At 62.2% G+C, this 1328-nt stretch carries 1 protein-coding gene; it reads left to right on the forward strand.

From position 1 onward, the window contains the following. The first annotated feature begins 58 nt into the window (after nucleotides 1-58). Nucleotides 59-1141: a transposase gene (locus NKJ58_RS31440; protein WP_502902368.1), complete on the forward strand. Its 1083-nt coding sequence runs from the start codon at nucleotides 59-61 to the stop codon at nucleotides 1139-1141. Nucleotides 1142-1328: the final 187 nt, after the last annotated feature.

Raw genomic sequence — 1328 nt, forward strand, 5'->3', positions numbered from 1 at the left:
GGGCATAGGCGCTAAGATAGGTATTGCCTTGCGGAATCGGGTGTGATTCTACGCTGCGATGACACACGAATCGCTTGTTGATGACGGCTGGGCCGAGACGATTGAGCTTCTGGGCGGCGAAGAGTTGATCGCAGGAAGTGCCCGCGAGACGAAGGCGTTCCTGCGCCCGCGCGGCGTCAGGTCGGCGAGCGACCTGTTGCGCCTGACACTGGCTTACTGCCTTGGCAAGGTTGGCATGCGGGGCGTCGTGGCTTGGGCGGCGGCGAGCGGGATAGCCGACATTTCGGACGTGGCGTTGCTTGGCCGGCTGCGCAATGCAGGACCATGGCTGCAGCAGTTGATTGGGCACCTTTTGAAGCGCGAGGATGCAGGTTTGGCCAAAGGCCGACTGGTTCGCATCCTCGATGCGACAGCGGTTGCCAAGGCCGGTGCGTATGAGAAGAAGAACAATGGTCTTTGGCGCATGCACTGCGCCTTCGAGCTTGAGCGCGAGCAGTTCGACTTCATCGAGATCACCGATCAGAGCGAGGCCGAGTTGATCGACCGCGTGCCGGTGGTGCCGGGCGAGATCCGCATCGGTGACCGCGCCTATCTGCAGGCCGAGCGGATCGCCAAGGTGATGGCGCAAGGCGGCGATGTTGTTGTGCGCGCGTCGTGGAAAAACGCGCGATGGCTCGACGCCAACGGCAGGGCGTTCGATCTCATCGGCTACCTGGAGAACTGCCGGGAGGAAGTCTGCGAAACGCCTGCCCGGCTGGCACTCAAGAAGGGCGAGCCTGTGAAGATGCGCCTGATCGCCTTGCGCAAATCCGAGGCCGCGGCACAAGAAGCGCGGCGCAAAATCAACAAGGAAGCCAGGGCCAAGGGCAACAAGGTTCAACCGCAGACGCTGATTGCGGCCGGCTTCGTCCTGCTTGTGACCTCGCTTGACCGGGAGGAGTTTCCCGCCGATACGGTCCTCAAGCTCTACCGCATGCGCTGGCGCATCGAACTCACCTTCAAGCGCCTGAAGAGCCTGATCGGGCTGCGCTCTCCTCCCGCCAAGGACCCAAGGATCGCAAGGCCTTGGATCCTTGCACACTTCCTCATCGCGCTTGTGACCGAACCCCTCTCGCAGGAGTTGGGTGTCTCTCCCCCTTGAGCGACGGGCGCCCGCTGCTGTGGCGCGCAACCCGCCAGATCGTCGCCTCTCTGATCGCGACCATCTTTCCTCAACCTTCCTTGGCGGCCCTGCGCCAAAAACTCCATGCCTTGCGATATCGCTGGCGTGAGCCACCACGAAAGCGCAAGTTTCAGTCCATGCCAAAGCTATCTTAGCGCCTATGCCC

This window comes from Mesorhizobium sp. M0139 (assembly GCF_040322455.1).
In the GTDB taxonomy this organism is placed as follows: Bacteria; Pseudomonadota; Alphaproteobacteria; order Rhizobiales; family Rhizobiaceae; genus Mesorhizobium.

Coding starts and splice junctions, on each gene's coding strand:
- NKJ58_RS31440 (WP_502902368.1), top strand. CDS start 59: ATGACACACGAATCGCTTGTTGATGACGGCTGGGCCGAGACGATTGAG.